Below are 25,163 nucleotides of genomic sequence, written 5' to 3'. Positions count from 1 at the left end.
TGTGAAACGGGTCGCGGGTAATGAGGCTTGGTAATCCCGGTGTGCCCCTCAAGCAGGGGGCCGCGCATTGTGGTTCACGTCAAGCCGTTGATGAGCCAGGCGGCCCGTCGCGCGCGCAGCATCCCCTTGACTGAGGGCTGTACCCAGGTGCGGGGCTTTCATGGGGGGCGGGTGTTAGAGTCCGGCCGACGCTGGTGGGCCCGCGGTGTGCCAGCTTTCCCTTGTTTGACCTCGCCTCACGCCTTCGCCATGCAAACCCGCCTGACCCGCCTGCTGGGCATCGCGCACCCCATCGTGCTGCCCGGGATGACCTATATCGCTGTGCCTTCGCTGGTGGCTGCGGTGTGCAACGCGGGTGGGCTGGGCATCCTGGCCTCCGGGGCCTTGTCACCCGAAGAATGCCGCGCCGCCATCCGCGAGATCCGCAGCCTGACGAGCAAACCCTTTGGCGTGGGCTGCAGCCTGATGCTGCCGGGGGCCGCAGATTGCGCCAAGGTCGCACTGGAAGAGCAGGTGCCCGTGATCAATGTGTCCATGGGCAAGGGCGAGTGGGTGATCGAAGGCGCACACGCCTATGGCGGCAAGGTGATCGCCACCATCTCCAATGAAAAGCACGCGCGCTCGGCCATCGACTCGGGCGTGGACGGGCTCATCGTGACCGGGCATGAGGCCGCGGCGCATGGTGGCAAGGTCACTTCCATGGTGCTGATCCCGGCGGTGCGCGACATGACCGATCTGCCCATCATCGCGGCCGGTGGTTTTGCCGATGGGCGCGGGCTGGTGGCGGCCTTGGCATTGGGCGCCGATGCCGTGGCCATGGGCACGCGTTTCGCAAGCTCGAAAGAAAGCCCGGTGCATGCCGATACCAAGCAGTTGATCGTCGAGAAGGAAGCCGAAGAGACGATCTACTCCAGCAATTTCGACACCTTCCCTTGCCGCGTGATGCGCACGCCCGGGGGGCGTCGCTTCACGGCGCGCAAGCTCAGCCCGCCCGTGGCCATCAGCCGCTCGCTGGCGGCTGCGCGCGAGCTCAACACGCCCCTCACCTCATTGGCCAAGGACGCGATGGGGCAGGGCCTGGTCGGGGCCGTGAAGGTGGCGTATTTCGGTGCTGCGACCCTGGCCATGCGCAAAGCCATCCACGAGGCGAACCACGTGGATGGCGTGCAGTTGATCGGGCAATCACAAGGCCTGGTGCACGATGTGGCCAGTGTGGCCGAGATCATCGAGCGGGTGATGGCTCAGGCGCGAACCGTGGCGTCCAACGTGTCCGGCCTGGTGAACAACGCAGGCTGAGCCTTACTCGTCACGGCCCATGACACCGAACAGCATCAACAGGCTGGTGAACAGGTTGTAGATGCTCACGAACAGGCTGACGGTGGCCATCAGGTAGTTGGTCTCACCACCATTGACGATGCGGCTGGTCTCGAACAGGATCATGCCGCTCATCAGCAGGACGACCATCGCCGACACGGCCAGGCTCAGGGCCGGTACGTTGAAGAAGACGGCGCCCAGGCCCAGCACCATGGCGATCAGCGTGCCCACGAACAAGGTCTTGCCCATGAAGCTGAAGTCCTTCTTGGTGACCAGCGACACGGCTGACAGGCCGATGAACGCAACCGCCGTGGCACCCAGGGCGTTGGTGATCACGCCCGCACCGTGAGGCATCTGCAGCACGGCATTGAGCAGCGGGCCCAGGGTGTAGCCCATGAAGCCGGTCAGCCCGAACACGGCGGCCACGCCCCAGGCGCTGTTCGACAGCTTGTGGACCAGGAAGAACAGGCCATAGAAGCCGATCAGCGTCAGCAGGATGCCGGGCGCAGGCAGGTTCAGGCTCATGGCCGTGCCGGCCACGGCGGCGCTGAACGCCAGGGTCATGCCCAGCAGGGCATAGGTGTTGCGCAGCACGCGCCGGCTGGTACCGACGTCGACCACGGTGCCCATGTGAACGGGCATGCGCATGGCCTGGGCGGTGGTTTGACTGTCGCGGTTCATAGGTGTGTCCTTCTGGGATGCAATGTTGAGATGGCCGGGTTCAGCTCGGGTCCGGCAAGGCATTCACGGCTTGGAAGGCGCGCTCCATGCGGCGGTTGCGCCCGGGTGTGCGACCTTTGCCCAGATGCGGTGCGCGCAAAGGGCGTTCACGGATGCGTTCGATCTGCTTGCTGATCGTGTGGGCGGCGCGGTGCAGGGCGCGGTCCACCAGCGCACGGATCTGGCTGCCACGGTCGTGCACCACGGCGGTGGTGTCTTCCAGTTCGATCACGAGCTGGCAATCCTTGTCGATGCCGCCGCGTGGGCCGTTGATGTCCTTGAGGTGCACGGATGCGCCAATGGCCTTGTCCCCAAAGCGACCCAGGAGTTGACGCAGACGCTGGCGGATGTGCTCGCTGTCTTCGCGAGACAGGTTGAGACCTTGGGTCTGGATGAACACTCGCATGATGGGATCCTTGCTTGAGAGTGGATGACGATTGCAATGTACGGAAAGCCATACTTCGCGTAAATTCGAATTTCTGAGTCAAACAGTTCGATAAAACCGAAATGAACTACAAGCATCTGCAGTATTTCTGGGCGGTGGCGCGCCTGGGTGGCGTGGTCAAGGCCAGCGAGCACCTGCACGTCACGCCGCAGACGGTCAGCGGCCAGATCCAGCTGCTGGAGGAGCATTTCGGGCGCCCGCTGTTCCAGAAGAAGGGCCGCAAGCTGGAGCTGACCGAAACGGGGCAACTGGCCTTCGGCTATGCCAAGGACATCTTCAGCCTGGGTGAGGAGCTGGACCAGGTGGTGCGCCAGCCGCGTGGCACACCCAGGCCTCTGGAGTTGCGCGTGGGCGTGGCCGACGCCGTGCCCAAGCCCGTGGCCTGCCTGGTGCTGGAGCCCGCCTTGCAGCATCGGCAGCCCTTCAAGGTGATTTGCCGTGAATGGAAGCTCGACAGCCTGCTGGCCGAGCTGGCGGTGCACCGGCTGGACCTGGTGCTGTCAGACCGTCCCTTGCCGGCCGACATGAGCGTGCAGGCCTTCAACCACCGCCTGGGTGGCTCCAGCGTGGGCTTTTATGCCAGCAAGGACCTGGCTGCGCGGCTCAAGAAGGGCTTCCCGGCCTGCCTGGATGGCGCACCCCTGCTGGCGCCGGCATCCGACTCGGCCTTGGGCATGCGCCTGGGGCAATGGCTGGGCGCGCACAAGCTCAAGCCGCATATCGTGGGCGAGTTCGATGACAACGCCTTGCCGATGGCGCTGGGCCATCTGGGCAACGGGGTGTTCATGGCGCCCATGGTGCTGGATGCCACGATCCGCGCGCAATACGGGGTCAAGCGCCTGGGCGAGGCCACCGATCTGATCGAGTCGTATTACGTGATCACGGTCGAGCGGCGCATCAAGCACCCGGGCGTGGCGGCCATCACGCAGGCTGCGCGCGATGGCTTGTTCGCGGACTGGAAACAGTGAACGCAGCTGGGGGCTGGCCGCGTGTCAGCGCTTGCGCAAGGCCTGCAAGCTGCGCCAGAACTTGGCGTCCTGCGATGAGGCGAAGTTGATGCGCATCAGCGTGGAGGGCCGGCGCTGCGCATGAAAGAGCGCACCCGGTGCGATCAACCAGCCCGCATCCAGCATGGGGATGGTCAGGCGCTCGGTGTCCATGCCGGTGTCGACCCAGCCAAACAGGCCTTGTGGCTCGAACACGAATTCACAGCCCGCTTGCCGCGCGAGCTGCACGGTGCGCGCACGGGCTGCATCCAGCTGCTGCGTGACGCGGTCGCAAAAGCGCCGCAACTGGCCTTGTTCCAGGCACAGGGCGAGGGCTTGCTCCAGCATGGGGGGCGTGGTCAGCGAGGTCAGCAGCTTGGTGTTGGTGATGCGCTCGACCAGCTGGCGTGGCGCCACGATGTAGCCCACGCGCCAGCTCGGCGTGAGGATCTTGGAGAAGCTGCCGACCATGATGGTGCGCTGCAGGTTGTCTAGCACGCTCAGGCGCGTGGCGTGCAGCGGCGCGAGGAAGCCGTAGATGTCGTCTTCAAGGATGTGAAAGCCGTGTGTCTCGGCCAGGCGCAGCACCTGGTGGGCATGGCCGGGCGACAGCATGGTGCTGGTCGGGTTGTGCAGCACGGACACGGTCACGTACAGCTTGGGGTGGTGCTCGCGAGCGAGCTTTTGCATCACGGCCAGATCGGGGCCGTCCACGCCACGCGGCACGGGCAGCACACGCAGCCCCAGCTGAGCCAGGCGGGCGAACTCGACGGGCCAGCCGGGTTCGTCCACCAGCACGGCATCACCGGGTTGAAGCAGCGCACGGGTGACCAGGTCCAGTGCATGGGTGGCGCCCACGGTGGTGATGAGCTGGTCGGCATCGGCCTTGAGGCCGTACTCGGCCAGGCGCAGGCTCATGGCGCGCCGAAAGCGCGCGTCGCCAGCGGGTTCGCCGTAATGCAGGGTGAGCGGGATGAGCTTGTCGCCTTGCGTGACACGCCGCAGCGCCGAGCCCAGCATGCCGGCGTCCAGCCAGGCCGGGGGCAGGGTGCCCAGGCCCGGCATGGGTCGCGCCCCCGGTTCGTGGAACATGCCCCGGATCAAGGTGGTGGCATCAATGGGCGTGCTGGGCTGAAAGGGGTGGGGTTTGCTGTCTGCGCGGGTGGTGTGGGTGGCCTGGCGCGGTGCCTGGCGCACGAAGTAGCCGCGCTGGCTGCGGGCTTCGATCAGGCCTTGTGCCAGCAATTGGTCGTACGCGGCCACGACGGTGTAGGCGCTCACCTGGTGCGTGCGCGCGCACTCGCGCACCGAGGGCAGGCGGCTGCCGGGGGCCAGCCAGTTCTGACGGATGCGGTCGGCAAAGCGGTGGGCCAGTTGCTCGGTCAGGGTCTGGTCGCTGTCGCGGCTCAGGGCGCTGGCGGGCGAGGGGGCGGTGGCCGTGTCTGGGTGGCGGTCCATGGAGGGGCGCTGTGTTGGTTAAGAGGCCAATACAGTTCGTTGGTTGATGCTGTGATCTGTATTGGTGCTGTATTGGTGTTGGCCTCTACATTGCCATACATGCACACCTCTTTGCAAGCGCCCACGCCGCTCAGCGAGCACCCCTGGTGGCCTCGCGCCATCGGCCTGATGGCCGTGCTGGTCTTTGCGATGACGATCCCCATGACGCGGCTGGCCAATGGCTCCTTGGCCGACCCGCAGTGGCCGCCGCTGTTCGTCGCCAGCGCGCGTGCCGCTTTGGCGGGCGTACTGGCTTTGCTGCATCTGTTGTGGGTGCGCGCGGCCTGGCCGGCGGCTGCACATCGCCGATGGCTGTTGGCCATCATGCTGGGTGGCGTGATGGGCTTCCCCTTGGGCATGGGCTGGGCCGTGCGCATCGTGCCGGCTTCGCATGCCGCCGTGATCACGGGCTTGCTGCCCTTGTGCACGGCGGCGCTGTCGGCCTGGTGGCTGGGGCACAGGCCGCGCCTGGGCTTCTGGCTGGCCAGTGTGGCGGGGGCAGGGCTGATGGCCGTGTTCGCCTGGACCTCGTCTGATCATCGCCCTGGTGGTGCACCGCTTTCCCTGGTGGCTGACAGCACGATGTTGCTGGGCATGCTGGGCGCATCGGTGGCCTATGTGGCCGGGGCACGCTTAAGCCGCGAGATGCCGTCTTCGCAGGTCATGTCCTGGTCCCTGGTGCTGGCCTGGCCCCTGACGATGGCCTTGTCGGCGTACTGGTGGCCGCAGGGTGTGCACAGCCTGGCGCAAGCCCGCGAGCAGATCCGCCCGGCGGCCTGGTTGGGCCTGGCCTATGTGGCGGTGTGTTCAACCTGGCTGGGTTTTTTCCTCTGGTATGCCGCCCTGGCGCGGGACGCCATGCGGGTGAGCCAGTTGCAGTTGCTGCAACCCTTGCTGGCCATGCTGATCTCGGCCTCGCTGCTGGGTGAAGCGGTGCCCATGAAAGCCTGGTTGTTTGCGCTGGCCGTCTTGTGTGTGGTGGTGGCCGGGCAGCGCCTGGCGCGCTCGTCCCCCACGCCTGCCTCCTCCCTTTCTCTTGCCACGCCGCCTGCGCGGCACCTTGAAACGAGTCCCACATGAGCACACCCATGGGCATCCAGCTTGCTGCACGCACGCAGCACATGACCTCATCGGCCATCCGCGACATCCTCAAGCTCACCGAGCGGCCCGGCGTCTTGTCGCTGGCTGGCGGTTTGCCGTCGCCAGATGGCTTCCCGCTGGAGGCCTTGTCACGTGCCAGCGAGCGGGTGTGGCGCGCACAAGGCGCGCAGGCTATGCAGTACGCCAACAGCGAGGGCCTGATGCCTTTGCGCGCGTGGATGGCGCAGCGCATCAGCCGGCCTGGCTGGGCCGTGCGCCCCGAGCAGGTGCTGGTGACCACGGGCTCGCAACAAGGGCTGGATCTGCTGGGCAAGGTGCTGGTGGACCCGGGCAGCCGCCTGCTGGTCGAGCAGCCCACTTACCTGGGCGCCTTGCAGGCCTTCTCGGTGTACGAGCCGGTGTTTGTGCCCTGGCGTGTTGATGCACAAGCGCGCGATCAAGAGGCTGATCAAGGGCCGGATCCTCAAGCCCTGCTGAGCGCCGGGCAGGACGGGCAACAGAAGCCGCATGTGGCCTATCTGGTGCCCAGCTACCAGAACCCGACCGGCGCGTGCCTGAGTGCAGCGCGGCGGTTGGCGCTGGCGCGCGCACTGCACGCAGGGCACACCACCCTGATCGAAGACAACCCATACGGCGAGCTCTGGTACGACACGCCGCCGCCTGACCCGATCGCCGCGCATGCGCCGCATCACACGGTCTATCTGGGCTCGCTGTCCAAGGTGCTGGCCCCGGGCTTGCGCCTGGGCTTTGTGGTGACGCCGCCTGACGAGGCGCCGGGCGGGCAGGCCTTGCGCATGCGCTTGCTGCAGGCCAAGCAGGCCACCGACCTGCACACGCCGGGCTTCAACCAGCGCCTGGTGCTGCAGCTGCTGCAAGACGGCTTTGATCTGGACGCGCATGTGGACCGCGTGCGCCAGGCTTACAAGCTGCAGCGCGACGCCATGGCCTCGGCCTTGCAGCGGCATCTGCCCGAAGGCTGCACCTGGCAGGTGCCACAAGGCGGCATGTTCTTTTGGGTGCAAGGCCCTGAGGGCTTTGATGCGGCGGCCAGCTTGCCGGCTGCGGTGAATCAGGGCGTGGCTTACGTGCCGGGCTCGGCCTTCTATACCGATGCGGACGACGGCCGTGCGGGCAAGGCGAGCCAGATGCGCCTGTCCTTCGTGACCTTGTCGCCTGATCAGCTAGAAGAGGCCGTGGCCCGGCTCGCTGCGCACATGCGGCAAACCTTGGCGCTCGCCTGTTAACCTTGCGGGATGACTGCACTGTTTGAACAAGAGCTGGCGCGTTTGCGTGCGGCTCACCTGGCGCGCAAGCGGCGTCAAGTGGCGCCCCTGATTGCGCCGGCAGAGCTTGCCTTGACCGACGAGGCCTTGCGCGGCACCACCTACCTGATCGATGGCCAGCCTCGGCTCTCATTTGGCAGCAATGACTACCTGGGCTTGTCGCAGCACCCAGTCTTGATCGCCGCAGCCCAGCAGGCTGCCGCGCGCTACGGGGTCGGCGCCACGGCCTCGCCACTGGTGTGTGGCCACAGCCCCGCGCATGAAGCGCTGGAGCAGGAGCTGGCCGCCATGGTGGGCTTGCCACGTGCGTTGTACTTCTACGCGGGTTATGCGGCCAATGTGGGTGCGATCCCCGCGTTGGTGGGCAAGGGCGATGCGGTGTTCTCTGATGCGCTCAACCATGCCTGCCTGATTGATGGCATCCGTTTGTCGCGGGCTGAATCGCATGTGCTGCCGCATGCCGATCTGGCCGCGCTGGAATCGGCCCTGCAGACCAGCACGGCACGTCGCAAGCTGGTGGTGACCGATGCCGTGTTCAGCATGGACGGCAATGTGGCCGACGTGCCCGCGCTGTTGACGCTGTGCGAGCGCTACGACGCCTGGCTGATGATCGACGATGCGCATGGCTTCGGCGTGCTGGGCGAGCGCGGCGAGGGCACCTTGTCCTACCACGGCATCGTTGGCGCCAATGGCGTGGCGCCCGCCTGGCAGGGCCGGCTGGACCGCCTCATCTACATGGCCACGCTCGGCAAGGCCGCGGGCGTGGCAGGTGCGTTCATCGCGGGTGAGCCCAGCATGGTCGAGTGGGTCATGCAGAAGGCCCGCACCTATATGTTTGCCACGGCCGCACCGGCCATGGTGGCCGAGTCATTGCGCGCGGCCTTGCAGGTCATGCAAGACGAGCCACAGCGGCGTGCCCACCTGCGCACGCTTCAGGCGCGTTTGCAAGCGGGGGTGAATGCAGCGGGCTTGCCCTGGCGCTTGCTGCCATCCGACACGGCCATTCAGCCCTTGATCATCGGCAGCAATGAAGATGCGCTGGCTGTGATGGCCCGGCTGGACGATCAAGGCGTGTGGGTGCCCGCTATTCGGCCGCCCACGGTGCCCGAGGGCACGGCGCGCCTGCGCATTTCCCTGTCTGCGGCGCACACGGTCGAGCAGGTCGATCAGCTGTGCCGTGCGCTGGCTCAGGCCGTGGCGTAACCGTACAGCTTCTGGCGGTTGAGCTGCATCAGCACGTTGCCTCGCGGCACGGCCGCCACCACCTTGAATTCAGGTTTGCCCGTGTCACGCGGGCGTGAGTCGGGGAAGACCCAGCCGTCCGAGCTGATCAGGCTGTGCACCAGCGGGGCGCCGGCGTTTTCACCACGGCGCACCACCACGGCCGTGTCACCGTTGGCCAGCTTCACGAAAGAGCCGGGCGGGAACATGCCCATCTCCTTGATGATGGCCGCGGCATACGGGTTGTTGGCCCCGGCAGCCTTGAGGAACAACTCGCGGGCGGCGATGTTCACGGCCATGGCCGGGCGATTGGCACGCGGTGCGAGGCGGGCCAGGTACACATCGGCGTAGTGGATCAGGCAGGCCAGCGGGCTGACGTTGCCGTGATCGGCGGGCAGGGCACCGCCATCGGGTGTGACGTGGTGCTGCTCCACGGTCTTGAGCCAATCCTGGTCGGTGACGCCCGCTGCTTCCAGGATGGCACGGCTCCTGGCGGGGTGCGCCGCGATGTCGGCCTTTTGCTGGGGCGTGGGCGGGGTGGACTGGTGTGACAGGGTGTTCTGCAGATCCAGCATGCCGATGTTCATGGTCAACGCGGCGCGGATCAGCGTGGTGCGGTCATTGTCGGTCCAGCCGAAGCGATCGGCGGCCAGGCAGGCCACGAACGCGGTCTGCAGCGAATGCGACACGGCATAGCCGGTGGGGTCGCCATGCACCATCTCGAAGGTGCCGGCTTCGACGTCTTCCTTCATGGCCACCTGGATATGGCCGGACAGCGTGCCCACCTCTTGCGCGAACTGCGGGTTCTCTTTGTGCGTGCGCAGCAAATGGCCCGTGCGCTTGAGGATGACGGACCACATGGCGAACGGGTCCCGGCGCGTGCGGGTGGATTGCACCTCGTGCTGGTGCCGTTCGTATTCTTCCTGGTCCACATACACGCCGCGTTCGATCAGCGTGTCGATCTGGGCTTGCTCGGTCAGCAAAAAGCCTTTGCCCAACAGCAAGTGACCAGGTTCATTGCGGACGTTCCAAGGCAAGGGCTCATTGAGCCTGATCTGGTTGACACACAGACGCAAGAGCTTCATGGTGGTCCGATGACTTCTGACTACATGCCCGTCATTTCGGCCACAAAGTCAAAAAGTGAAAGAACCTGAAGCGCAGATTTCAGGTGCCTGCGCCAAACCCGTCACGCTTTGTCTTGAAGTGTCCCTTCAGATTTGGTCTTTCAGGATCACTTCAGCTCGCAGGGAGTGGGCAAAGGCCTTGGTGATGTTGACGTCGATCAGCTGGCCGAGCAGGCGGTCACGCTGGGCTTGTGTGGGGCCGGCGGCAAAGTTCACGATGCGGTTGCACTCGGTGCGGCCCATCAGCTCGGATGGGTCCTTGCGGCTGGGGCCTTCGACCAGGATCTTCTGCGTCTTGCCCACCAGCGCTTCGCTGTAGCGCAGCACGTTGGATTCCAGGTAGGCCTGCAGCGTCTGCAGGCGCTTGAGCTTGACCTCGTGCGGCGTGGTGTCTGCCAGCGCAGCAGCAGGCGTGCCCGGGCGTGCACTGAAGATGAAGCTGAAGGAGGCGTCGAACTCGATGTCGGTGGCCAGCTTCATGAGCTTGTCGAAGTCTTCATCCGTCTCGCCGGGGAAGCCGACGATGAAGTCGGTGGACAGGCGGATGTCAGGCCGCACGGCGCGCAGCTTGCGGATGGTGCTCTTGTATTCGAGCACCGTGTAGCCACGCTTCATGGCCATGAGGATGCGGTCCGAGCCGTGCTGCACGGGCAAGTGCACGTGGTTCACGAGCTTGTCGGTCTTGCCGTAGACATCGATCAGGCGCTGGCCGAACTCGTTGGGGTGGCTGGTCGTGAAGCGGATGCGCTCCAGGCCAGGCATCTCGGCGATGTACTCCACCAGCGTGGCGAAGTCGGCGATCTCGGTCGTGTCACCCATCTTGCCGCGGTAGCCATTCACGTTCTGGCCCAGCAGCGTGATTTCCTTCACGCCCTGGTCGACCAGGTCGGCCACTTCGGTCAGCACGTCGTCAAACGGGCGCGAGACCTCTTCGCCGCGGGTGTAAGGCACCACGCAGTAGCTGCAGTACTTGGAGCAGCCTTCCATGATGGACACGAAGGCCGAAGCGCCTTCCTTGCGCGGTGGCGGCAGGTGGTCGAACTTCTCGATCTCGGGGAAGCTGATGTCCACCTGGGGGCGCTTGGAACTCTGGCGCTTTTCCAGCATGGCCGGCAGGCGGTGCAGGGTCTGCGGGCCGAAGACCACGTCCACATAAGGCGCGCGCTCGATGATGGATGCGCCTTCCTGGCTGGCCACGCAGCCGCCCACGCCGATCATCACGCCCTTTTCCTTGAGGTGCTTGACGCGGCCCAGATCGCTGAACACCTTCTCTTGCGCCTTCTCGCGGATGGAGCAGGTGTTGAACAGGATCAGGTCGGCTTCTTCAGGGTTGTCCGTGGGCGTGTAGCCCTTGGCGGCGTTCATCACGTCGGACATCTTGTCCGAGTCGTACTCGTTCATCTGGCAGCCGTAGGTCTTGATGTAGACCTTCTTGGTGGCGGGGGCGGCAGACGGGGTGTCGGTGGCGGGGGATTGCGGCGCGGTGCTCATGGCGGGAACTTCTCGGGATCGGGGGCTTGGATCGGGGCTTGGGTCAGGGCTTGGACCAGGTCTGGCTGACGGGGTCCCAGATCCAGGTGGCGGCTTCGGTTGGCGTGGTGGGCCACAGCTTGGCTGCTTCATCGGCCTTGAGGATCCACACGTTCATCAACAGGCCGAGGGTGTCCACCGTGTAGTTGACCTTGTACTTCTGCCCGATCAGGTTGCCCGACAGCACCAGGCGGTTGTCCAGATCGCGGATGCGGGCCCCAGGCGCCAGGCGGGCGGCTTGGCCATTGAGCAAGACCTCGGGCGGCTGGCCGAACAGGATCTCGCCACGCAGCGATTGCTTGAGGATGGGGGTGGCGCGACCAATGGGCGTGTCCGGGTTGGACAGCGGGATGCCCGATGTGGCCGAGGTGGTGCCGGATGTACTTTGGGAGGCACTGGCCGCAGCGCCCAGAACCGTGCCGACGACGGCGCCTGCAATGGCGGCGCTTTGAGCAAAAACCAGCGAAGGCACAGCCAGGGCCAGAGCGGCCGTGACCGACTTGAGACAGCGGGGCATGGTGTAGATCCAGGGGCTGTTGATCGGAGTGGCGATTCTACGGCAAGGGTGTCCGGGGATGTGGGTAATATGCTGGCCTGACCGGTGCCCGAAGGAGGTGCCGCGATCCGGGAGAAACACATGGGTTTGGTCGATTTCATCAAGAAACAGTTCATCGACGTCATCGAGTGGACAGAGTCCACCGACGGCGTGCTGGCCTGGCGTTACCCCTTCGAGGACCGCGAAATCCAGAACGGCGCGACCCTGGTGGTGCGTGAATCGCAGATGGCCCTGTTCGTCAACGAGGGCAAGATCGCCGATCTGTTCGGGCCCGGCACGCACAAGCTGACGACGCAAACCCTGCCGCTGCTGACCAACCTCAAGAACTGGGACAAGCTGTTTGCCTCGCCCTTCAAGAGCGATGTGTATTTCTTCAGCACGCGCCAGCAGCTGGACCTGCGCTGGGGCACCAGCCAGCCCATCACCCTGCGTGACAAGGACTTTGGTGCCGTGCGCCTGCGCGCTTTCGGCAACTACGCCGTGCGCATGGCCGATCCGCGCAAGTTCCACACCGAGGTGTCGGGCACGCGCGAGGCCTACACCGTGGCCGATCTGGACGGGCAACTGCGCGGCCTCTTGCTGCAGCACCTGAGCGACGCCGTGGCGCAAAGCGGCATCCCCTTCCTGGACCTGGCGGCCAACCAGATCGCGTTCGCCAAGGCCTTGTCCGAGGCCGTCGCACCCGCCTTCGAGGCGCTGGGCCTGAAGATCGAAGGCCTGACCGTGCAGAACGTGTCGCTGCCCGAAGAGCTGCAAAAGATCCTTGACCAGAAGATCGGCATGGGCATGGTCGGCCAGAACATGGGCCAGTTCATGCAGTACCAGGCCGCACAGGCCTTGCCCACGATCGCCGCGGCATCGGGGCAGGGCAGTGGCGTGGCCGGTGACGCGGCCGGGCTGGGCGCCGGCCTGGCCTTGGGCCAGGTCATGGCGCAGTCCATCCAGCAGGGCTTGCAAGGTGCGCAGGCGGCCACGGGTGCTGCACCTGCCGCCGCCGTTGGCATCCAGCCCGACGACATCATGGCCACCATCGAAAAGCTGGCGGACCTGAAGGCCAAGGGCATCCTCACCGACGACGAGTTCAGCGCCAAGAAGGCCGAGCTGCTCAAGAAGCTTGTCTGATCGGCGGGTGGCGTTGTCATGAGTGATCAAGGCGCCGGGGGCGGCGCTGGTGGGGTGCAGCGCGCCTGGCGTGCCGCGTGCACGTTCTGCGGTGCGCCGGTCGAGTTCCGATCGGCGGCTTCGCCCATGGCCGTCTGCAGCTTTTGCAAGAGCACGCTGGTGCGCGATGGTGAATCGTTGCGCCGCATCGGCCAGAGCGCCGCCTTGTTCGATGACCACAGCCCTTTGGCGCTGGGTGCGCGCGGCCAGCATCAGGGCGAAGCCTTCACGCTGATCGGGCGCCTGCAGCTGGCCTACAAGGACGATGCTGGCGAAGAAGGCCGCTGGACCGAGTGGCATGCCCTGTTCGACAACGGGCGCAGCGGTGCGCTCAGCGAGGACAACGGCGCCTACGTCATGGCTTTTGCGCTGCAGCCTTCGCAGGCCTTGCCGCTGCGCGAGCTGACACAAGCCCCCATCGGCCAGGGCGTGATCATCGACAGCCGGCCCTGGGTGCTGTCCTCACGCGTGCAGGCGCACACCCATGCGGCCGAGGGTGAGCTGGCCATCAAGCCGGATTTCACGCGTGCATTCACCGTGCTCGAGTTGCGCAACACGGCCGGCGAGGTGCTGTCCATCGAGCTTGACCCCGCGGCCGAGGGCACCCAGGCACGGCTGGACGTCGGCCGCTCGGTGCAACTGGCCGACTTGCGTCTCTCCGGCATCCCTGACGCCAAACAAGCCGCTGAAGGCAAGCTGCAGGCCAAGGGCATCGAGTGCCCCAACTGCGGCACCTCGCTCACGCCGACGCTGGACAGCGCGCAATCCATCGTCTGCACCAGCTGCAAGTCCGTCATCGACATCAGCAAGGGCCTGGGCGGCGACCTCGCTTTCTACCGCCAGGACAACACGCTGGAGCCCTTGATCCCGCTGGGCAAGGTGGGCACGCTCAAGGTCGGTGGCAAGGCCGACAACTGGCAGGTGGTGGGCTACCAGGAGCGCTGCGACATCCCTGAAGACCAGCACGAAGAGCAGACCTTCTGGCGCGAGTACCTGCTGTACAACCGCATGCAGGGCTTTGCCTTCCTGGTGGATGCGGAAGACGGCTGGAGCATCGTGCGCCCCGTTACCGGCGTGCCGGCCGTGAAGGGCGACACCCTGGTCTACCAGGGCAAGACCTACCGCAAGCGCTACACCTACCCGGCCAAGACCACCTATGTGCTGGGCGAGTTCTACTGGCCCGTGCGCAAGGAACAGCGCACACTGAACACGGACTTTGCCGGCCAGGGCAACAACAGCGCCTTGCGGCTCAACCGCGAGCAGACGGGCAACGAGATCACCTGGTCGGCCGGCGAGACCATCGAAGCGCAAGCCGTGATGAGCGCCTTCCAGATCTCGAAGCAGGCCGTGGGCGCCTTCAAGCGTGACGCCACACCCATGTCGCCCGAGACCAGGAAGTGGGTGACGCAGCTGATGTGGATCCTGCTCTTTTTGTTCATCGTCTTCCTGCTGCAAAAGTGCAGTGACGATTGCAGCGATGTGCGTGACAACTACGGCGAGTACAGCACCGAGTACCGGCAATGCCGGGCCAGCCAGGGCAGCGGCAGCAGCAGCCACGGCGGTTCATACGGCGGCTACAACAGTGGCGGCTTTCACAAGTAGCGATCAGGAGATCACCATGTTCGATATTGAATGGCTCAAGCCCGGCGTCCTGCTCGGCTCCATGATTTTTGCCCTGATGGGTGTGGTCGTGTTCTGGGTGTGTTTCGTCATCGTCGACAAGCTCACCCCGTATGACCTGTGGGGCGAGATCGTCGAGAAGAAGAACATGGCCCTGGCCATCGTGGTGGCCGCCATGTGCCTGGCCATCGGGCAGATCGTGGCTGCGGCGGTGCATGGCTGAATCACAAGGCGGGCTTGGCTCGCCACACGACAGCCCGACAGCTGCGCACGACAGCCAGCCAGAGCGTGGCCGCGTGTCGCCGGCTGAACTGGCGCTGCTGGCCTCCGTCTTCGTGGTCGCCGCCTGCGGGCTGGTGTATGAGCTGGCGGCCGGGGCCCTGGCCAGCTACCTGCTGGGGGACTCCATCCTTCAGTTCTCGACCGTCATCGGCACCTACCTGTTTGCCATGGGCGTGGGCTCGTGGTTGTCGCGTTACCTGGAGCGGCAACTGGTGGCGCACTTCCTGCGCATCGAGCTGATGGTGGGCTTGTTCGGCGGCCTGATGCCGGCCTTGCTCTTCGTGGCCAACAGCCTCTTGCCGGCCTGGGCCTCGGCGCCGTTTCGCACCTTGCTCTATGGCCTGGTGATGCTGATCGGCGTGCTGGTGGGCCTGGAGATCCCGCTGGTGATGCGCATCCTCAAGCGCCACTTTGCCCACCGATATGCGCTCAAGGACCTGGTCTCCGAGGTGCTCACCTTTGACTACCTGGGTGCGCTGGTGGTGTCGCTGGCCTTCCCGCTGCTGCTCGTGCCGCACCTGGGCATCGTGCGCACGGGTGTGTTCTTTGGCCTGCTCAATGTGCTGGTGGCAGTGTGGGCGCTGCACCTGTTTCGCAGCGAGTTGCGCGCCTGGCACCGCCATGCCTGGGCTTGCGCCGCTGTCATCGTCATCCTGGCCGCGGCCATGGTGGGTGCGCCGCCCCTGACCACCTGGGCCGAAGACCGCTTCTATGGCGACGGCGTGGTGCTGCGCCAGGACACGCCCTACCAGCGCATTGTCATCACCCAGGGCCACGGCGGCACGCGGCTCTTCCTCAATGGCAACCTGCAGTTCGCCTCGCGTGACGAATACCGCTACCACGAGGCCCTGGTGCACCCCGCCATGAGCGCGCAAGGCGCCCCCAAGCACGTGCTGGTGCTGGGTGGCGGCGATGGCATGGCCGTGCGCGAAATCCTCAAGTACCCCAGCGTGCAGCAGGTCACCCTGGTGGAGCTGGATCCGGCCATGACCACCTTGTTCAGCCGTGACCCGCGTCTGACCGCGCTGAACCAGGGCTCGCTCAAGGCGCCCAAGGTCAAGGTGGTCAACGCCGACGCCTTCACCTGGCTGGCTTCACACGACGAGGTGTACGACGTCATCGTGGTGGACTTTCCCGACCCCACCAACCACGCCATCGGCAAGCTCTACACCACCACCTTCTACGCCTTGCTGGACCAGCACCTGTCTGCCAGCGGCTACGCCGTCATCCAGACCACCTCGCCGCTGATCGCACGCCAGAGCTTCTGGACGGTGGTCAGCACGCTCGAAGCCGTGGGCCTGCAGACCACGCCGTACCACGCGCATGTGCCCAGCTTTGGCGAATGGGGTTTTGTGCTGGCCCACCACCGGCCCTGGCGCATGCCGACCCAGCTGCCTGCGGGCATGCGCTTTGTCACGCCGACCAGCCTGCCCGCCTTGTTCGATTTCCCGCCCGACATGGCCCGTGTGGCTGCTGAGCCCAACCGCCTGAGCAACCAGGTGCTGGTGCAGACCTTCGAGGCCGAGTGGGGCCGCGTGCACCAATGAGGCCCCGCCATGTCTGCCACTGAGCCGGGCTTCAACCGTGCGCGCCGTCATTGGCTGAGTGTGGCCGGCATCGGCACGGCCAGCAGCGTGTTGCCCGGCCTGAGCGCTTGCCGCCACAACGATGCCAGCAGCCTGCGCCCGGACGTGCAAGGCGGCTGGGTCGGTGCCCATGTGGACAGAGGCCATGCCTGGCGCGATGCCCAGGCCCCCAGCGCAGCCTGCGCCCCGCCTCGCCGTGTGCACATGCTGATCATTGGCGCCGGCGTGGCGGGCCTGTCTGCCGCACGCACCTTGATGCGCGCGGGCCTGGACGATCTCGCGGTGCTCGACCTGGAAGACCAGCCCGGTGGCAACGCGCGCGGCCACCTGGTGCGTGGCCTGCCTTGCCCATTGGGTGCGCACTACCTGCCCATGCCCGGGCCCGATGCCACCGAGGTGGCGCAATGGCTGGAAGAACTTGGCCTGATCCGCCAGGAGCATGGGCAATGGGTGGGCGATGAGCGCCACCTCTGCCACAGCCCGCAAGAGCGCCTGTTCATCCCCGATATCAAACAAGACAAGCCCGGCCTGTGGCGTGGCCAATGGCGCGAAGGGCTCTTGCCGCAGCAAGGCCTGAGCGCGGATGACCTCGCGCAATACCGCCGTTTCTCGCAGGACGTGCGCACCGCCTCGCGCGAACTGGGCTTTGCCATGCCCACGTTCAAGCGGCCCTGGCATGCCGGCCTGGCCGCGCTGGACCAGCAGAGCTTTGCGCAATGGCTGCACGCCAGCGGCTACACGTCCAAGCCCTTGTCGTGGTTGCTGGACTATGCCTGCCGTGATGACTATGGTGCGGGCCTCGGGCGTGTCTCGGCCTGGGCCGGCCTGCATTACTTCGCCAGCCGCCATGGCTTCGAGCTGCCGGGCCAGGGCGATGCGCACGACGCCGTGCTGACCTGGCCCGAGGGCAATGGCTGGTTGACGCAGCAACTGGCCCACGATCTGGGTGATCGCGTGATGACCGGCCAAGTGGCCTTGCAGGTCGAGGCCGGTCGCCATGAGGTGGCCGTCCAGAGCTGGCATGTGGGCCACCAATGCCGGCATAGCTGGCTGGCGCAACAGGTGATCCTGTGCGTGCCCCTGTTCGTGGCACAACGCCTGCTGCGCACGCCTTTGCCGCCCCTGCGAGAGATGGCGCCACGCATGGCCTATGCCCCCTGGCTGGTCAGCAATGTGCTGCTGTCCAAAGCCTTCACCGATCGCCCCGGCATGCCCTTGTCATGGGACAACGTGCCCTACACCAACGAGGGCGTGGACGGTGTGCCCATGCCCACGCTGGGTTATGTCGATGCCCGTCATCAAAGCCTGGCGCAGGTCACCGGCCCCATGCTGCTCACGCACTACTGGGCGCTCGGCGGGCAGGATGCCGCCCAAGGTCAGGCCATGCGATCGGCCTTGCTCAAAGGCAGCTGGCAGGACTGGGCCCGCCATGTGCTGGCCGACCTGTCTCGCATCCACCCTGATCTGCCCGGCCTCGTGCAGCAGATGGACCTCATGCGCCATGGCCATGCCATGAGCATCCCGGCGCCAGGTGTGCGTGGCCACGCGGCACTGGTGGCCTTGAGCGAGCCACAGGGGCGCCTGCATTTTGCGCACAGTGACCTGTCCGCCTACTCGGTGTTCGAGGAGGCCTTCACGCACGGCGTGCGCGCGGCACGTCAGGTGCTGGCCGCGTCCGGTATGGCGCGGCGGATGGCCTGACGCGCCTGTTGCTGCGGCTCGAAGCCGGCCACCAACTGATCAAGCAGCATCTGTGCACGCTCGGCGTTGTCGCTCAAGAGGTTGCACACGAACACGTCCAGCGTGACCACACCCAGCTCAGGCCAGGTGTGCACCGCCAGGTGCGATTCGGCCAGCAGCACCACACCGGTCACCCCGGCGGTCTGATGACCTTGTGCTGGCTCAAAACCATGAAAGCGTTCGCCCACCGTTTGCAGGCCCACGCGGGCCACGGCCTGCAGGCAGGCGGCGCGCAAGGTATCGGGCTGAGTCATCCAGGGGTGGCTGGCCGCACACCCGGCCAGATCAGCGGTGAGGTGCGTGCCGTGGTGACGTGGGCGGGCCGCCTCCCATGACGAGCTGGGCGTCGACGTGGGGGCTGGCATGGGTGCCGAGGGCGTGGTGCTTGTGCTGGGCATCTGCAGCGGCTCAAGCCGAGGGCGCAGAGCGGGATGCGGGTGCAGCGTCAGACGCCGATGTCAACGCCGTTGTAGCCACAGGCGCCCCTTCGTTCAACTCCGCCAGGCGCTGCGGCGTGCCCACATCCACCCAGGGCCCTGTGTACAAACGGCCCGCCAGCTTGCCCGCATCGATCGCGCGCTCCAGGCTGGGCCGCAGGGCGGCTTTCTCGCCGGGCTGGATGCCCGCCACCATGGCCGGGCGGTACAGCCCGATGGTCGAGTAGGTATAAGCCGGTGTGCCTGCCGGCGCTTCGTTCTTGCGCCGCACGCGGCCAGCGGCATCCAGCGCAAAGTCACCCTGAGGCACATGAGCCGGGTTGGGCACCAGCCACATCTGCCCCCAGTCATCGCCTGACGCAAAGGCCTCGGCCGCAGCGGCTTCAAAGCGAAAGCCTGGCACGAACACATCACCGGCCAGTACCCAGAAGGCCTCACCCAGCAAGGGCAGGGCCTTGGCCATGCCGCCTGCGGTTTCCAGCGCACCGCCGTGGTCACGGCCTTCCATCGAGTAGTGCAGGCGCAGGCCCCATCGGGCGCCATCGCCCAGCGCTGCCGGGAACTGCTCTTCCAGGTGTGCGGTGTTGATCACCACATCACGCACGCCATCACGCGCCAGTGCCTCCAGATGCCACACGATCAGCGGCCTGCCCTGCACGCTCAGCAAAGGCTTGGGCGTGCTGTCGGTCAAAGGCCGCATGCGTTCGCCGCGGCCGGCGGCCAGGATCAGGGCAGGGAGCTGTGAGAAGGGGGCGGTCATGAAAAAGGAGGCGGTTGCGTGCGCGACGGCCTCCTATTGTCAGGCAACTATGGTGAGCCCCGATGGCAGGCATGGCCCGCCACGATCAAGCCTGGCGTGCCGGCAGCACGGCCGCCACATCGGCGCCATGGAAGCGGTTGGCCCGCTTGAAGGTGCCGAAGTCATTGAAGCGCACGCCCATCTCGCGCATCACCTGGTGGGCAATGCCCGCGTTCCACTGGCGCACATAGAAGGGCTCCTTCACCGCAAAGTGGTGGATGGCGTGCGTGCTGCCGAAGTTGAAGCAGAACAGCTGCAGCGGCATCAGCCACCAGGGGTTGAGCACCTGGCATTGCTGCATGGCATTGCGTGCTTCCACATCGCCGTAGTAATGCATGTTCGAGCTGATGAACTGGATGCTGAAGGTGCGCAGCAGGCTGGGCAGCATGTAGACCACGGCGAACACATCCAGGCGTGGCAAGGTGCCGGCGATCCAGCCTGGCTCCTGCATGCCCAGCAAGGGCATGGCCCAGGCGGTCACGTGCAGCACGATCCAGGCGTGGAACACGAAGTAATACACCGTGCCCAGCGGGAAGAAGGCCGAGGCCTGCTCACGCAGCATCCTGGCGAATTCCTGCTTGTTGGCTGGTTGCTGGGCCTTCACGTAGGCGACCACGGCCTTGCGCATAGTCTTGGGGCGCAGCATCACACCCAGGATGTTGTCGGCGGTCATCAGCAGGCGGCGCAGCCCCCAGGCCTCGCCATTGGTGATGCCACGCTCTTCCAGGTCCGACTCCGTGCCCGACACCTTGTGGTGGTGCAGGTGCAGCTTGCGGCGCACAAAGGGGCTCACCGTGCTGGCCCGCGCCAGCCAGCCCACGGCCAGCATCAGGCTGTTCGCCCAAGGCTTGCTGCGGAAGTACATCTGGTGGATCAGGTCATGCTCCAGCTCGTGGATGAAGGACGCAAAGATCGCCGTGACGGGCACGCACAGCCACCAGGGGATCTGGCCTTCGATGTACAGCCAGCCGCTGGTGATCATGCCCAGCAGGGACACGATCATGATGCTGGCGCCGATGGCATCCTGGTGGCGCAGCCAGGGGTGGCGCTGGCGCAGGTCGACGCCCGCCTGCAGCACCACGGACCGGATGTGCTCCGACTTCTGTGCGTCGCTCATGCGGGCAGGGCTGATTCGTTTGCTCATGGTCTCCTCGTTGTTGGCTCAATAGGGCAATCGTGAGCCACGAGCGTAACGAGCAGGCCCCCACGGGCGTGAGGGGTGATCAGGCCGAAAACCTGTCAATTCAGGCCATGGTGGATCAGACCAGACGAGGTGGACTGCTGGCGCTGTCGCCATTCACGAGGTGAAAACCCGGTCCACTTGGCAAAGGCTCGCGCGAAATTGGCGGGGTCCGTGTAGCCCACGGCTTCAGCCACCTGCTTGATGGCCAGTGCCGGGTTGCCCAGCAGGCGCAGGCTGTCCTGGTGGCGCACCTGATCCAGCAGGCCCTGAAAGCTGCAGCCTTCATCTTGCAGGCGACGCTTGAGCGTGCGCTCGGACAGCAGCAGCTTTTGCGCCATCGCGGCCACATCCGGGTAACGGCCATCCTTGCACACCAGGTGCTGGCGCACCAGATCGGCGATGGTCTGCTGCGCCGCCTTCTGGGCCATCTCCTGCTCGCAACGGTCGATGGCCAGTTGCACGCTGACCGGGTCCGCAGACGGGATGGGTTCATCCAGCAAGCGCGCCGGGAAACGGATCTGCACCGCCTGCTGGTCAAACCTGAAGCGGGGCAGGCGGGCCTTGTAGCGCGCGTAGGCCACGGGTTCCGGGTAGGGCACCCAGATCTCGCTGGTCCAGCCCGACGTGGTCGTGTCCGTGCCCATCACCTTGGCAAACAGGCTGCACAGTTCGACCAGCACCATGTCCAGGATCAGCGGGCGCTGAGGGCCCAATGGCACGGTTTCGTGCAACGCGATCACCACCTGGTCGCCCTTGACCGACATGTCACTGCGGAAGACCGAGACCCGAGCCTGAAAGTAGCGCTCGCTGAACTCGATGGCCTCGCGCAGCGTGGCGCAACTGATCAAACCAAAACCAACGAAGCCATGTTTGGTCACCTGGCTGCGCAAGCCCAGCTCATACGCCAGGCCCGCATCGCCCCCCAGCCGCAGCGCGTTGTTGAGCATGACCACGTACTGCCAGCCACTGATCTGGGCATGCTGGTCCTGCAGCTGCGCCCGGGTGAGCTGGCTGCCCGCCAGGATGTCGTCCACCCCATGGCCGCGCTCCACCATCAAGGACAGCAGCGACAGCCCATACGAGGCGGGGATGGTGGCGAGCCTGGGGGAGGGCAGGGACATGGTTGATAGGGGCGCGTACAACACAAACAGCTTCGCATTCTGTGGCATCCGGCCGCATGCCGTGCATTTGGTCACGAACAGCAGGGGTGAACCAACGCTGGCGCCCCCTGAAATTCAAGTTGCAGGCACCCGCGCCGATAGAAAGTCGCTGCCCGCGTTCGGCCGTTGATGCAATCGCCCCCGCTGCAGCCTTTGATCATGTCAAGTTGAAGGACGTCGTTCATGAAACTCACAACCCAAGTCAAGGTTCTCACCGGCGGCATGCTGTCCGGCGTGATCGGGGTTTGCGCGCTGGCCTTGTCGCAGTCGAATGGCGCAAGCCAGGGCGGTATGGCCACGGCGCTTGTTGTACTGAGCACGGTGGTGGGCATCGGTGGTGTGTTCGGTGGCTTCCTGATCGTGCGCAACCTGGCGACCCGCCTGGCGTTTGCCAAGGCGCAGGCCGATGAACTGGCCGCGCTGAATCTCACCGGCAGCCACAGTGGCGACCAAGGGGATGACGAGGTCGGCGAATTCGTCGCCGCACTGGACCGCATGCGCAGCGAGATGGCCAACGTCGTGAGCACCGTGCGCCGCAACTCCGACAGCGTGGCCACGGCCAGCTCGCAGATCGCCCAAGGCAACCAGGACCTGTCCGGCCGCACGGAACAGCAGGCTTCATCGCTGCAGCAGACCGCTTCGTCCATGGAGGAGCTGGGCTCCACCGTGCGCCAGAACGCCGACAACGCCCGCCAGGCCAACCAGCTGGCACAAGGCGCCTCCAGCGTGGCCGCACGCGGCGGCGAGGTGGTGTCCCAGGTGGTTGACACCATGAAGGGCATCAACGAAAGCTCGCGCAAGATCGCCGACATCATCAGCGTGATCGACGGCATCGCCTTCCAGACCAACATCCTGGCGCTGAACGCCGCCGTGGAAGCCGCCCGTGCCGGTGAGCAAGGCCGTGGCTTTGCCGTGGTGGCCGGTGAAGTGCGCAACCTGGCGCAACGCAGCGCCGAGGCCGCCAAGGAAATCAAGAGCCTGATCAACACCAGCGTGGAGCGCGTCGAGCAAGGCACTGGCCTGGTCGATCAAGCCGGCTCCACCATGCAGGAGATCGTGGCTTCGATCAAGCGCGTCTCCGACATCATTGGCGAGATCAGCGCGGCCAGTGCCGAGCAAAGCAGCGGTGTGGCCCAGGTGGGTGACGCCGTGACCCAGATGGACCAGGCCACGCAACAGAACGCCGCGCTCGTTGAGCAAAGCGCTGCGGCGGCTGAGAGCCTCAAGCAGCAGGCCCAGCAACTGGTGCAGGCTGTGGCCGTGTTCAAGGTGGACCACGGCATGAGCCACACCGCCAGACCGACGGTGACCCCCGTGGTGCCCACCACCCCTTCCAGCTTTGCCGGGCCTGAACGCCGTGCCGGCAGCCGTGCGCCGCAGTTCAAGGCTGCCGAGCCCAAGGCCATCGCCGCACCGCGTGCCGAACCCTATACGCCACCGCCCGCCATCGAGCCCAAGAACGAGCCCTCCAAGGGTGCCAGCGACGATTGGGAAACCTTCTGATCCTTGCCTCAGGCCCTCATCAGGCCGACCGGCGCATCAACCCGGCTTCGTGCCGGGTTTTTTCATGCCTCATGCGGTGAGCTTGAACTCGGCCACGGCCTGCACCAGTTGCTGAGCTTGCTGCTTGAGGCTCTCGGCCGCCGCAGCACTTTGCTCAACGAGCGCGGCGTTCTGCTGCGTGGCTTCGTCCATCTGGCTGACGGCCTGGCCGACCTGCGCAACCCCTTCGCTTTGCTCGGCACTGGCCAGGCTGATCCGGCCCATGATGTGGTTGACGTTCTGGATGGCGCTCACGACCTCGGTCATGGTGGCGCCAGCCTGATCGACCAGCTCGGAGCCTTGCTCGACGCGGTCCACACTGGTGGCGATCAGGCTCTTGATCTCGCGCGCCGCGCCGGCCGAGCGTTGCGCCAATGAGCGCACCTCGCTGGCCACCACGGCAAAGCCACGGCCTTGCTCACCCGCGCGGGCCGCTTCCACCGCGGCGTTCAGCGCCAGGATGTTGGTTTGAAAGGCGATGCCATCGATCACGCTGATGATGTCGGCGATCTTGCGCGAGCTTTCGTTGATGCCCTTCATGGTGTCAACCACCTGCGCCACCACCTCACCGCCCCGCGAGGCAACTCGCGAAGCACCCTCCGCCAACTGATTGGCTTCTTGCGCATTGGCTGCGTTCTGGCGCACGGTGGAGCCCAGTTGCTGGGTCGAGCTTGCCGTCTGCTGCAAGTTGCTGGCGGTCTGTTCGGTGCGGTGGCTCAGGTCGGCATTGCCCGCAGCCACTTCAGCCGAGGCCACCTCGATGCTGTCAGCGGTGGCGCGCACCTTGGAGATCACCTCAACCAGGTTGCCGCGCATCTGCTCCATGCGGCGCAGCAAGGTGTCGATCTCGTTGTCCCCCTCTGCCTGGATCCGCGCGGACAAGTCGCCCTGTGCAATGGCATGCGCCGTCGCATCGGCCTTCTCGAACCCCCGCCGCACATTGCGCAGCACCTGGACGGAGGCCAGGGTGGCCGGGATGCCCAGGGCCACAGCCAGTGCGAGGAACCACATCGTAGCCTGGCGGTAGCGCGCATCCGCCTCTGCCGCCGCCTGGTCAGCCGCTTCTTCCTGATAGGCGTGCAGCTTGTTGATGGCGGCCAGCATGGCCTCGCCTTGCGTGCGCCCCGCCTTCAGGTAGGCCGCCATCACGTCCGTGTCGAACTGGTTCGCCTTCAGCGAGGCGAGGGTCAGCGAGTTTTGCGTCACCCAGGCTTGACGCGAGCGGTCGACCTCGGCAATCAGCTGCGCTTCCTTGTCGTCGTGCCTGGCGCCTTTCACCGACTCCCACAGCCTGTTCGTTTCCTCACGGCGCTTGGCGTAATTGTCGAAGTGCACCGACAGCGCGTGGTCATGAATGCCGTGCAGCCGGCCATTGGGATCATGCTGGAACATCAACAGGATCTCGGCCCGATTGCGGCTGATGTTTTGCGCCATGGCGCCCAGCTTGCCGGCCTTGCTCATGTGCTGGTCGTGCACGACATGCAGGCTGCTCGCAGCGCTGGACAAGCCATTCCATGACAGCGCAGCCAGCAACAGGAATGCGACCCAGAACGAGATCACGATGCCCTTGAAGTAGTGGACGAGTTTGATGTTTTGGAGCATGGGACTTCTCTGTGCGGGCAGGGCAAACCAGTCGCATCGCGCTTGGCCCGCGAACAAGTGGCGCTTGGCTCTTCAGCTTAGAGAAGCCCCAGGCAAGCACCCGGTCGATAACAAGGGCTTTGCGCCCGCATTTCCGTGCGCTTTGTCACATGGCGACAAGGCCATCGTTGACCAAAGAGGGCGATGCCCGTTCGGATACCCACCGATCGTGGTTAGGTGTTACTGCTGATGCTTGGTGAAACCCCGCAAAACACCTCCCTGGATTTACTAAAGG

The 25,163-nt window shown here is 65.6% G+C and carries 21 protein-coding genes and 1 pseudogene; 11 read left to right on the top strand and 11 right to left on the bottom strand.

Going from position 1 to position 25,163, the window contains the following annotated elements; all coding sequences use genetic code 11:
• The first annotated feature begins 90 nt into the window (after positions 1-90).
• Positions 91-1,296, top strand: coding sequence for a nitronate monooxygenase family protein (locus tag JY96_RS06970; protein ID WP_081961105.1), 1,206 nt, complete (start codon positions 91-93; stop codon positions 1,294-1,296).
• Positions 1,297-1,299: 3 nt separating this feature from the next.
• Here the strand turns inward: JY96_RS06970 and JY96_RS06965 are convergent, their stop codons facing one another.
• A complete protein-coding gene (locus JY96_RS06965) occupies positions 1,300-1,962 on the bottom strand; it encodes a Bax inhibitor-1/YccA family protein (protein ID WP_052162911.1) in 663 nt (220 codons plus the stop codon).
• Between the two features lie 73 nt (positions 1,963-2,035).
• Positions 2,036-2,440, bottom strand: coding sequence for a hypothetical protein (locus JY96_RS06960; RefSeq protein ID WP_035036109.1), 405 nt, complete (start codon positions 2,438-2,440; stop codon positions 2,036-2,038).
• A gap of 101 nt (positions 2,441-2,541) precedes the next feature.
• Here JY96_RS06960 and nhaR point away from each other — a divergent pair, with 101 nt between their 5' ends.
• The gene (gene nhaR, locus JY96_RS06955; RefSeq protein ID WP_035036108.1) at positions 2,542-3,447 is read left to right on the top strand and encodes a transcriptional activator NhaR; all 906 of its coding nucleotides are present in this window, start codon (positions 2,542-2,544) and stop codon (positions 3,445-3,447) included.
• Positions 3,448-3,471: 24 nt separating this feature from the next.
• Here nhaR and JY96_RS06950 read toward each other — a convergent pair whose 3' ends face one another.
• Entirely contained in the window at positions 3,472-4,923 is a 1,452-nt protein-coding gene (locus JY96_RS06950; protein ID WP_052162230.1) for a PLP-dependent aminotransferase family protein, read from the bottom strand.
• Positions 4,924-5,022: 99 nt separating this feature from the next.
• Between JY96_RS06950 and JY96_RS06945 the strand changes: the two genes are divergently transcribed.
• From JY96_RS06945 to bioF, 3 genes are read left to right on the top strand one after another with little or no spacing between them, the layout of a single operon-like run.
• Positions 5,023-6,042, top strand: a complete 1,020-nt coding sequence (locus tag JY96_RS06945) for a DMT family transporter (RefSeq protein WP_052162229.1) — start codon at positions 5,023-5,025, stop codon at positions 6,040-6,042.
• Positions 6,039-7,307, top strand: a complete 1,269-nt coding sequence (locus JY96_RS06940) for a PLP-dependent aminotransferase family protein (RefSeq protein WP_035036105.1) — start codon at positions 6,039-6,041, stop codon at positions 7,305-7,307. Before JY96_RS06945 ends, JY96_RS06940 begins: the two co-directional genes overlap by 4 nt.
• A 9-nt stretch (positions 7,308-7,316) precedes the next feature.
• Positions 7,317-8,549: an 8-amino-7-oxononanoate synthase gene (gene bioF, locus JY96_RS06935; RefSeq protein WP_035036103.1), complete on the top strand. Its 1,233-nt coding sequence runs from the start codon at positions 7,317-7,319 to the stop codon at positions 8,547-8,549.
• On the opposite strand, the gene JY96_RS06930 is transcribed toward bioF, so the two are convergent.
• The 3 genes from JY96_RS06930 to JY96_RS23710 form a co-directional block, all read right to left on the bottom strand.
• Entirely contained in the window at positions 8,534-9,652 is a 1,119-nt protein-coding gene (locus JY96_RS06930) for an HD-GYP domain-containing protein (RefSeq protein ID WP_035036102.1), read from the bottom strand. The genes bioF and JY96_RS06930 overlap by 16 nt on opposite strands.
• 126 nt (positions 9,653-9,778) lie before the next feature.
• A complete protein-coding gene (gene miaB, locus JY96_RS06925; protein WP_052162228.1) occupies positions 9,779-11,182 on the bottom strand; it encodes a tRNA (N6-isopentenyl adenosine(37)-C2)-methylthiotransferase MiaB in 1,404 nt (467 codons plus the stop codon).
• Between the two features lie 43 nt (positions 11,183-11,225).
• Entirely contained in the window at positions 11,226-11,738 is a 513-nt protein-coding gene (locus JY96_RS23710; protein ID WP_200883439.1) for a hypothetical protein, read from the bottom strand.
• A 120-nt stretch (positions 11,739-11,858) separates the two neighbouring features.
• Between JY96_RS23710 and JY96_RS06915 the strand changes: the two genes are divergently transcribed.
• From JY96_RS06915 to JY96_RS06895, 5 genes are read left to right on the top strand one after another with little or no spacing between them, the layout of a single operon-like run.
• Positions 11,859-12,899 (top strand): SPFH domain-containing protein, encoded by a 1,041-nt coding sequence (locus JY96_RS06915; protein WP_035036101.1) that lies wholly within the window; start codon positions 11,859-11,861, stop codon positions 12,897-12,899.
• An 18-nt stretch (positions 12,900-12,917) separates the two neighbouring features.
• On the top strand, positions 12,918-14,540 hold the full coding sequence (locus JY96_RS06910) for a DUF4178 domain-containing protein (protein WP_035036100.1): 1,623 nt from the start codon (positions 12,918-12,920) through the stop codon (positions 14,538-14,540).
• A 16-nt stretch (positions 14,541-14,556) separates the two neighbouring features.
• A complete protein-coding gene (locus JY96_RS06905; RefSeq protein WP_035036098.1) occupies positions 14,557-14,781 on the top strand; it encodes a DUF350 domain-containing protein in 225 nt (74 codons plus the stop codon).
• Positions 14,774-16,387: a polyamine aminopropyltransferase gene (locus tag JY96_RS06900; protein ID WP_081961103.1), complete on the top strand. Its 1,614-nt coding sequence runs from the start codon at positions 14,774-14,776 to the stop codon at positions 16,385-16,387. Before JY96_RS06905 ends, JY96_RS06900 begins: the two co-directional genes overlap by 8 nt.
• Positions 16,388-16,396: 9 nt before the next feature.
• Complete coding sequence (locus JY96_RS06895) at positions 16,397-18,127, top strand: NAD(P)/FAD-dependent oxidoreductase (RefSeq protein WP_035036091.1); 1,731 nt, start codon at positions 16,397-16,399, stop codon at positions 18,125-18,127.
• Here the strand turns inward: JY96_RS06895 and speD are convergent.
• The 4 genes from speD to JY96_RS06875 form a co-directional block, all read right to left on the bottom strand.
• The gene (speD, locus tag JY96_RS06890; protein ID WP_235333871.1) at positions 18,085-18,564 is read right to left on the bottom strand and encodes an adenosylmethionine decarboxylase; all 480 of its coding nucleotides are present in this window, start codon (positions 18,562-18,564) and stop codon (positions 18,085-18,087) included. The two genes, JY96_RS06895 and speD, sit on opposite strands and share 43 nt — an antisense overlap.
• A 10-nt stretch (positions 18,565-18,574) precedes the next feature.
• Positions 18,575-19,363, bottom strand: a complete 789-nt coding sequence (murU, locus tag JY96_RS06885) for an N-acetylmuramate alpha-1-phosphate uridylyltransferase MurU (RefSeq protein WP_081961102.1) — start codon at positions 19,361-19,363, stop codon at positions 18,575-18,577.
• Between the two features lie 85 nt (positions 19,364-19,448).
• The gene (locus JY96_RS06880; protein WP_035036089.1) at positions 19,449-20,546 is read right to left on the bottom strand and encodes a fatty acid desaturase; all 1,098 of its coding nucleotides are present in this window, start codon (positions 20,544-20,546) and stop codon (positions 19,449-19,451) included.
• Positions 20,547-20,641: 95 nt separating this feature from the next.
• Positions 20,642-21,706, bottom strand: a complete 1,065-nt coding sequence (locus tag JY96_RS06875) for an AraC family transcriptional regulator (RefSeq protein ID WP_052162227.1) — start codon at positions 21,704-21,706, stop codon at positions 20,642-20,644.
• Between the two features lie 522 nt (positions 21,707-22,228).
• Between JY96_RS06875 and JY96_RS06870 the strand changes: the two are divergent.
• A pseudogene (locus JY96_RS06870) lies at positions 22,229-23,248 on the top strand (methyl-accepting chemotaxis protein); the annotation flags it as partial.
• Positions 23,249-23,317: 69 nt separating this feature from the next.
• Here the strand turns inward: JY96_RS06870 and JY96_RS24190 are convergent.
• Positions 23,318-24,889 (bottom strand): methyl-accepting chemotaxis protein, encoded by a 1,572-nt coding sequence (locus tag JY96_RS24190; RefSeq protein ID WP_035036082.1) that lies wholly within the window; start codon positions 24,887-24,889, stop codon positions 23,318-23,320.
• Positions 24,890-25,163 lie beyond the last annotated feature (274 nt).

This window comes from Aquabacterium sp. NJ1 (assembly GCF_000768065.1).
GTDB lineage: Bacteria > Pseudomonadota > Gammaproteobacteria > Burkholderiales > Burkholderiaceae_C > Aquabacterium.
The sequence above is the reverse complement of the archived record's forward strand: the minus strand, read 5'-3'. Positions and strand labels throughout refer to the sequence as shown.

Bases quoted from the DNA above. Each gene is read 5' to 3' on its own strand.
- JY96_RS06970 (WP_081961105.1), top strand. From the start codon at position 91: ATGAGCCAGGCGGCCCGTCGCGCGCGCAGCATCCCCTTGACTGAGGGC.
- JY96_RS06965 (WP_052162911.1), bottom strand. From the start codon at position 1,962: ATGCGCATGCCCGTTCACATGGGCACCGTGGTCGACGTCGGTACCAGC.
- JY96_RS06960 (WP_035036109.1), bottom strand. From the start codon at position 2,440: ATGCGAGTGTTCATCCAGACCCAAGGTCTCAACCTGTCTCGCGAAGAC.
- nhaR (WP_035036108.1), top strand. From the start codon at position 2,542: ATGAACTACAAGCATCTGCAGTATTTCTGGGCGGTGGCGCGCCTGGGT.
- JY96_RS06950 (WP_052162230.1), bottom strand. From the start codon at position 4,923: ATGGACCGCCACCCAGACACGGCCACCGCCCCCTCGCCCGCCAGCGCC.
- JY96_RS06945 (WP_052162229.1), top strand. From the start codon at position 5,023: ATGCACACCTCTTTGCAAGCGCCCACGCCGCTCAGCGAGCACCCCTGG.
- JY96_RS06940 (WP_035036105.1), top strand. From the start codon at position 6,039: ATGAGCACACCCATGGGCATCCAGCTTGCTGCACGCACGCAGCACATG.
- bioF (WP_035036103.1), top strand. From the start codon at position 7,317: ATGACTGCACTGTTTGAACAAGAGCTGGCGCGTTTGCGTGCGGCTCAC.
- JY96_RS06930 (WP_035036102.1), bottom strand. From the start codon at position 9,652: ATGAAGCTCTTGCGTCTGTGTGTCAACCAGATCAGGCTCAATGAGCCC.
- miaB (WP_052162228.1), bottom strand. From the start codon at position 11,182: ATGAGCACCGCGCCGCAATCCCCCGCCACCGACACCCCGTCTGCCGCC.
- JY96_RS23710 (WP_200883439.1), bottom strand. From the start codon at position 11,738: ATGCCCCGCTGTCTCAAGTCGGTCACGGCCGCTCTGGCCCTGGCTGTG.
- JY96_RS06915 (WP_035036101.1), top strand. From the start codon at position 11,859: ATGGGTTTGGTCGATTTCATCAAGAAACAGTTCATCGACGTCATCGAG.
- JY96_RS06910 (WP_035036100.1), top strand. From the start codon at position 12,918: ATGAGTGATCAAGGCGCCGGGGGCGGCGCTGGTGGGGTGCAGCGCGCC.
- JY96_RS06905 (WP_035036098.1), top strand. From the start codon at position 14,557: ATGTTCGATATTGAATGGCTCAAGCCCGGCGTCCTGCTCGGCTCCATG.
- JY96_RS06900 (WP_081961103.1), top strand. From the start codon at position 14,774: ATGGCTGAATCACAAGGCGGGCTTGGCTCGCCACACGACAGCCCGACA.
- JY96_RS06895 (WP_035036091.1), top strand. From the start codon at position 16,397: ATGTCTGCCACTGAGCCGGGCTTCAACCGTGCGCGCCGTCATTGGCTG.
- speD (WP_235333871.1), bottom strand. From the start codon at position 18,564: ATGCCCAGCACAAGCACCACGCCCTCGGCACCCATGCCAGCCCCCACG.
- murU (WP_081961102.1), bottom strand. From the start codon at position 19,363: ATGACCGCCCCCTTCTCACAGCTCCCTGCCCTGATCCTGGCCGCCGGC.
- JY96_RS06880 (WP_035036089.1), bottom strand. From the start codon at position 20,546: ATGAGCAAACGAATCAGCCCTGCCCGCATGAGCGACGCACAGAAGTCG.
- JY96_RS06875 (WP_052162227.1), bottom strand. From the start codon at position 21,706: ATGTCCCTGCCCTCCCCCAGGCTCGCCACCATCCCCGCCTCGTATGGG.
- JY96_RS24190 (WP_035036082.1), bottom strand. From the start codon at position 24,889: ATGCTCCAAAACATCAAACTCGTCCACTACTTCAAGGGCATCGTGATC.